At 48.8% G+C, this 6682-nt stretch carries 5 protein-coding genes; 4 read left to right on the top strand and 1 reads right to left on the bottom strand.

Going from position 1 to position 6682, the window contains the following annotated elements; translation table 11 throughout:
- Positions 1-388 precede the first annotated feature (388 nt).
- The 4 genes from B1748_RS07690 (at position 389) to B1748_RS07675 (ending at position 5099) form a co-directional block, all read left to right on the top strand.
- On the top strand, positions 389-1885 hold the full coding sequence (locus tag B1748_RS07690) for a spore germination protein (protein ID WP_087567287.1): 1497 nt from the start codon (positions 389-391) through the stop codon (positions 1883-1885).
- 14 nt (positions 1886-1899) lie between these two features.
- Positions 1900-2982 carry a GerAB/ArcD/ProY family transporter gene (locus tag B1748_RS07685; RefSeq protein ID WP_087567286.1) on the top strand — a complete coding sequence of 361 codons (1083 nt, stop codon included), beginning with the start codon at positions 1900-1902 and terminating at the stop codon, positions 2980-2982.
- The gene (locus B1748_RS07680; RefSeq protein WP_087567285.1) at positions 2975-4135 is read left to right on the top strand and encodes a Ger(x)C family spore germination protein; all 1161 of its coding nucleotides are present in this window, start codon (positions 2975-2977) and stop codon (positions 4133-4135) included. Before B1748_RS07685 ends, B1748_RS07680 begins: the two co-directional genes overlap by 8 nt.
- Positions 4136-4436: 301 nt before the next feature.
- The gene (locus tag B1748_RS07675) at positions 4437-5099 is read left to right on the top strand and encodes a potassium channel family protein (protein ID WP_087567284.1); all 663 of its coding nucleotides are present in this window, start codon (positions 4437-4439) and stop codon (positions 5097-5099) included.
- 8 nt (positions 5100-5107) lie between these two features.
- Here B1748_RS07675 and nagZ read toward each other — a convergent pair whose 3' ends face one another.
- The gene (gene nagZ, locus B1748_RS07670; protein ID WP_179215449.1) at positions 5108-6439 is read right to left on the bottom strand and encodes a beta-N-acetylhexosaminidase; all 1332 of its coding nucleotides are present in this window, start codon (positions 6437-6439) and stop codon (positions 5108-5110) included.
- Positions 6440-6682: the final 243 nt, after the last annotated feature.

Raw genomic sequence — 6682 nt, 5'->3', positions numbered from 1 at the left:
AGAAATTGGGGAGAAATGCACAAATGTGCAGAGAGGCCGATTTTCGGCCCATGCCATGCACAGCCCCGGCAACGGTAACGAGTTTCTCTATGGAGGATCGTGATCCTTAAAAGGATGATCAAGTATAGACCGCCGAGCAGCTTCAGCCATCCAAACGTACCCCTCCGAACGATATCCCCCTCTCCGCTAAACAGGCAAGATTGCGTATGAACATGTCCTGAATGGAGGGGATATTCATCAAAGGTGGATCGCCGTTCGTTAGCTCTGGAACTAATCTTCTGAGTAGTGGGGATAGTGATTCAAGCAAGCATGGAAGGCCGCTCCTGAATGGGACTGTAAAATTTTGCGAATATTATAGCAACAACCCATGTAAGGAGGCAGGAATCCTATGTCATTGCTCGCCAAATGGTTAAGGCCCGGCAAAGACAACAAAAATGCTTTTCGTGATGTCGATTCGATTGAGCAGCAAGCCTTGCTCGAGCGGCATCCAACGCTTCCGATCATGCAAGAGTTATTCGCGGATTGCGCTGACCTCATTCATTGGAGTTGGCCGGAGTCTCAATTGGATATGCTGTATTTCAGCCATTTGGCAGGCAACGAAGAGTTCGCCAGAGAAATATCCGAACCTTTCCGCTCCATTGCGCCGGACGAGATGGAAGAGGTGTTGAGCCGTTCTCAATACAAGCCCGCTTTGGATTGCAGATCAGCGTCGAAAGGGATATTGGACGGTAATGTCTGTTTGTTCCACAAAGGCAGTGCTTATCTCGTAAGCGTCTCTTTGCCGGAGACAAGAAGCATCTCGCAATCGGAGACGGAAACCTCGATTAATGGACCTCATGACGGCTTTGTCGAGTCCGTTCTTATTAATTTGTCGCTTATTCGTCGCAGGATAAGATCAACTCGCCTGAAGGCGCTCAAGCTGCAGGTGGGCGAGGTATCGAAGACGGATGTTTATCTGTTATATATAGACGGTCTGGCCAATGCAGAGAACGTGCAGGAAATGAAGAAACGAATTGAGCTCGTCGAGATTGATGTCGTACATGACGGCAACATGCTGGTTCAACTGATCGATGATCATCCGAACTCCGTATTTCCGTTGTTTCAGACAACGGAAAGAACGGATGCCATAGCATCCAAACTGGCAGGCGGAAAGATTGTCGTCGTTATGGACGGAAGTCCGTCCGCATTCTCCGCGCCATCGTCTTTTTTTGAGTTTTTTGCCTCATCGGATGACTATTATCAACGTTGGGCGATTGGCACGATGACCAGAATGCTTCGGTTCATCGCCTTTGTCATCACGATCTCTTTTACAGCGCTGTACGTTTCCGTTACGACCTTCCATTACGAGATGATTCCCGAGGACTTGCTCATTACAATAACGCAATCCAGGAGCCGCGTCCCTTTTCCTCCCTTGTACGAAGCGATGCTTATGGAGATCACCATAGAACTGCTTCGTGAGGCTGGGGCCAGACTTCCGACAAAAATCGGCCAAACCATCGGCATCGTAGGCGGTATCGTGATCGGGCAAGCGGCAGTGCAGGCTGGACTGACAAGCAATATTTTAATCATTGCGGTAGCCTCCTCTGCGATCGCTTCCTTCGTTATTCCAAGTTATGTGATGAGCGCATCGATCCGGCTAATCCGGTTCGGGCTGCTATTAATGGCAGGACTCCTTGGAAATTTCGGGATCGTGATGGCGATTGCCATCATCTTCATCCACCTGAGCGGCTTGACTAGCTTAAAATCGTCGTATTTGACACCGGTAGCGCCAATCAACTTTAAGGATTGGCTTGATATCTTCATACGCGCTCCCTTTAGTTGGATACAAGAACGGCCTTCACAGTCCCGCACTCCCAACAAGCGGAAGACGAGGATCAAACAATAAGCGAGGAACCGCATATGAAAGAAAAGTTGTATCCTGTCCATATCGCGATTATGGTGTATATGATTCAGACGGGAGTGGTCATGTTTAGCCTTCCACGGATTATGGCAGAGGTCTTCGGCTACAACGGCTGGTTGATGGTGCCGGTGTTTACGCTGATCGCAGCGCTAAATATTGGCTTGATTGCAGTAGTTTACAGACTGAGCCAAGGAAGATCTGTTTTTGAAATATTGGAGAGGTCATTGACAAAAGTAGGGGCATATCCCCTTTATCTCGTTTTAATTGCGGTTTGGTCGTTATTAGGGTGTATGGTAGCGAAACATTATGTTTATATTTTTCAAACGATGGCGTTTCCCACTACGCATCCTATGCTTTTTAAGCTCCTTATAGATATTGTCACTTTTTTGTTGCTCATTAAAGGGATTTACAACATTTCCAAAGCAACGATGGCGTTTTTCGTGTTAACAATTTGGATGGGCTTGCTGCTTCTCTTTTTTGGCCCGAACTTCGAATTTGCACGACTGACGCCGTTCTTGCTAAAAGGAGGCACGGAAACGATAAGAAGCGGTTTAAACGGTTATTCGGCGTTCCTGGGCTACGAGTTAACGCTTCTCCTTTTCCCTTACGTCAAAGCAAAGAAGGGATTTATTAAGGCGGTGCATGCGGGTAATTTGTTGACCGGCGTCTTGTATACCTTGTATGCTTTCGTGGCATTCGGCTTCTACAGTCTTGGGCAGCTTACCGCTTTCCGCTTCCCGATGCTGGATATGTTATCGTATATTCGTCTGCCCTTCGTGGAGCGCATAGAAACGTTGTTTTTTGGTTTTTTCTTCTTTACGGTGTTAATCACGATCGTTTTGTATATCTGGGCGAGTACCGAAGCGCTGAACCGGATGTTTCCCAAAGCGGAATCTAAGCTGCTCGCAGCCGCGTTGCTCATCGTCATCTATGGGGTGTCCTGGCTTCCCGATACGTTAAGCAAGGTAGAGATTTGGCTGAAGTGGCTCGGTTACGGCCAAGTTATCATTGCGATCGGTTTGCCGGTTTTCTTGATTCTCATCTTGTTGATTCAGCGAAGAAAGGAGCAGGGGCATGCATAATCGACTCGTTCGAGTGGTAATGATCGTCATCTTATTAGGAGTGCTGGCAGGATGCGGGGATCAGCGCATTCTGGAGAAACAAGGATTTATCTATTCAGTAGGGTACGATTGGCTGTCCAAAGGCAAATCAGCGGAAGGATCCGTGCCTGGCAACAAAGTAAAAAAAGACCAGCTCAGCGTTACGGTCTGGCTGCCCGTTGTCAGCGCCGAGAGCGGCAGGCAGCATCCGTTGATTCTACAAACCGTGGCCAGTACGGGGAAAGAAGGCAGATTCCGTCTAGCCAAGCAGACGGAATTATCGCTCGCAAGCGGACAGATGCGCACGGCTTTATTCAACTTGCAGCTTGCATCCAGAGGAATTATGCCATATTTGGACGGATTCATGCGGGATCCTGCTGTTTCGCAGCGTCTGAAAATCGTAGTTGTCGAAGGAACGGCAAATGAAATGTTGAAAAAGGAGTATCCCTCCCATATGAATACGGGTCCATACATCGATCATTTACTGGAAAAGGAAGTCATGAACAACAGGGTTCCCGAATCGACTCTTTATAGCTTTATGCGCGATTATATGGATGACGGTATAGATCCGGTTGCGCCAATCATTAAACAACACGGGACGCATATCGAAGCTAGCGGCATCGCCTTGTTCGATGGAGACCGTTATATTTCGCGCATCGATAGCGATCAATCCTTAATATTCGCGTTTTTAAAGGGTTCCTTCAAATACGGAGAGATTAATATCGACTTGGCTGATCAAGAAAGAAAAGGAGAAAAAGCGATGTTTAGTTCTCTTGCCGGAAACAGCAAGGTGAAAATCAAAACGTTGCCTGGGGAGCGTTTGTATCGTGCCGATATTAGTATTAAGATTCATGGAGTTCTTCTGGAATATCTAGGCGATTTGCAATTAAACATGGAATCGGATAAGGAGCGGTTGGAGAAGGCTATAGCCGCTCACATCAACAATGAGACTGAAAGCATGGTTAAGGAGCTTCAGAAATTAGGCGTAGATAGTATCGGAATCGGGAAACATGTACGGAATTCGTTAAGTTATAAAGAATGGAAAAAAATAGACTGGAAAGCCGTGTATCCGAACATGGACATTCGCTGCAATACGAAAGTGACAATCAAGTCCGTAGGCAAATTCGAAAAGTAGTTTGCCCAGGCCGGAAAACGCGTAAATCGGCCCCAGGACTTCATAATTCACGATTGGCTGATCTTGGACGCATTGTAAACGTTCTAACGGCATTATTTCGGTCAATCCTAATAATGGTATGCTCGTTTCGGCTTTTACATTTGGTTTCGAAAGGAGTAGCATTAGCAATGAACCAAACACATCAAAACGCCGAGCCGTGTTCGTATGATTCACGACCGCAGAGCGAATTAACCTCTGTGGTTTTTTGATGTGCTTAGGAGTGTAGGGGTTACAGGAATGAGAGAAAAGAGGCTGCGTTACTATGAAAAAACAATTTGTCGTCATCGGTCTGGGGAGGTTCGGAGGCAGCGTCACCAGGACGTTGGTTTCACTGGGCCACGAGGTGATGGGAATTGATCGGGATGAACGCCGCGTGCAAGAATTCGCTCCTGTTCTTGCGCATGTGTATCAAGCGGATTCGACGGACGAGGCGGTCATGAGACAGCTTGGCGTCCATAATATGGACCATGCCATCGTGGCGATCGGGGAAGACTTGCAAGCCAGCATTCTGTCGACGTTGATCCTCAAGGACATGGGCGTCCCGTATGTAACGGCCAAGGCGAACAACGACTACCACCAACGGGTTCTCGAAGGGCTTGGAGCCGATCAGATCGTGCATCCCGAACGGGACACAGGGATTCGGGTAGCCCATCAGGTAACCTCAAAAAACACGGTGGAATATCTGGAGTTGTCGCCTGAGCATAGTCTTGTCGAAATAATCGCGCCGGATAACTTCTGCGGGCGAACGATCAAAACATTAAACGTAAGAGCAAAGTACGGATGCAACATTATGGCGATCCGCAGGAAGGACAATGAGATGGTCGTAGCGCCGCATGCGGACGATTATATCTATGAAGGAGATTTGCTGGTCGTCATTGGCAAAAACATCGATATTACCCGCTTCGAAAAAGCGATCGGCGGCTGAGGAATGATCTATTGCGCTTGGAATGCTTTAAGCGAGTCCTCCACAGCGGCATTGATCGCTGACGTGTCAACAGCGGGCATGGCGGCGTCCGACAGTTCGTATTTCGCTTTCAGGCTTAATACGCGATAGACGCTTTCGTCCAATCGCTCCTGCGAGATGACGCCGTCCTTTACGGACTTAATGACGGCGTCCAACGCTTCCTGCTGCAGCTTGTATTCATGACAGACGAGCAAGATGTCCCCTCCCGCCAATATCGCCTCTACCGCAGCTTTACCCACGCTAATGCCGCCGGTTAAACCTTTCATCGTCATATCGTCGGTTATGATGACGCCATCGTAGCCAAGCTGCTCCCTCAGCAAGCCGGTGATGACGGCAGGGGAGATCGACGCGGGATTCTCCGCATCCAGCTTCTTCATCAGCAGATGGCCGACCATAATCGCATCCACATCTTTTTTAATAGCCGCTTCGAAAGGAAGCAGCTCGAAGTTTTTGAGCTCATTCAAGCTTTTGTTCACGACGGGCAGCCCCTTATGGGAATCAACGGAAGTGTCTCCGTGTCCGGGGAAGTGCTTTGCGACTGCTGCGACGCCTTGCGAAGTGATGCCCTCCATCATGGCCAAACCATGGAGACTGACGGATTCGGCATCGCTGCCGAACGAACGGTCTCCGATGACGGGATTGTCGGGATTGCTATTGATATCAAGCACGGGCGCAAAGTCCATATTAAAACCGAGCGAACCGATCTTTAGTCCAAGCGAGGAACCGATCGCTTCCGTATATTTCGGATTCTGTTTGCTTGCGATCTGGCGCGCGGTCGGAGTCTTGTCGAACTCGGATGGCAGCCTGTTGACCTTGCCGCCCTCTTGATCGACGCTTAGCCACAACGGCACAGAGTCTGGCACAGCCTCGTTGGCAGCCTTTAACTGATTAAGCAGCTTCAACGTCTGATTCGCGCTTGTTATATTGTCTTTAAATAGAATGAACCCTCCGACATGGTAGTTCTGGATAAAAGATTCCGTCGACTTGTCCATCGATTTGCCTTCCAGACCGATGATAGCCAACTGCCCTGCCTTCTGCTCAAGCGTCATAGCTGCAATCTGTTCCAGAATGGCTTTATCGCCCGTCTGAGGCGGCGTATTCGGATTTAAAGTCGACGCAGGACCTTCGGCGGAAGCACTCGGGTTTTCGGACGGCGAGCTCTCCGGAGTCGGCTGAATGGTTGCCGGAGGCGACTCGGAAGGCTTTACCGACTGCGCTGAGTTGCCGCAGCCTGACAGCAAGGCTGTTGCCATCAAACCTGCGGTTATCATAGCTTTTACGGATTGGATCCTCTTGCGCATATGCATCTCCTCCTGTTTGATTTTTGAACAACCTCGGTCAGTGTGTTCTTATATTTTAGCCCTCCGTTAGGCCGAAGGCAAATAACGAATCGGTCACGTCATGATGCTTTCAGAATAGGCGAACGGAAGCCGAAAGCCCGGTCCTAGGTTAAATTATTGTAAATGCGGATAGTGATACGCCGTTTCCATTCCTTTTCTCTCTGCACATGATATTGTACCTATGGTGTCTGGAGAGGATGCGTA

The organism is Paenibacillus sp. MY03 (assembly GCF_002165585.1).
GTDB classification, from domain to species: Bacteria; Bacillota; Bacilli; order Paenibacillales; family Paenibacillaceae; genus Pristimantibacillus; species Pristimantibacillus agaridevorans.
Note: the sequence above shows the minus strand (reverse complement) of the source record. Positions and strands in the feature narration are given on the sequence as shown.

Excerpts from the sequence above, each read along its gene's own strand:
- B1748_RS07690 (WP_087567287.1), top strand. The coding sequence starts at position 389 with ATGTCATTGCTCGCCAAATGGTTAAGGCCCGGCAAAGACAACAAAAAT.
- B1748_RS07685 (WP_087567286.1), top strand. The coding sequence starts at position 1,900 with ATGAAAGAAAAGTTGTATCCTGTCCATATCGCGATTATGGTGTATATG.
- B1748_RS07680 (WP_087567285.1), top strand. The coding sequence starts at position 2,975 with ATGCATAATCGACTCGTTCGAGTGGTAATGATCGTCATCTTATTAGGA.
- B1748_RS07675 (WP_087567284.1), top strand. The coding sequence starts at position 4,437 with ATGAAAAAACAATTTGTCGTCATCGGTCTGGGGAGGTTCGGAGGCAGC.
- nagZ (WP_179215449.1), bottom strand. The coding sequence starts at position 6,439 with ATGCGCAAGAGGATCCAATCCGTAAAAGCTATGATAACCGCAGGTTTG.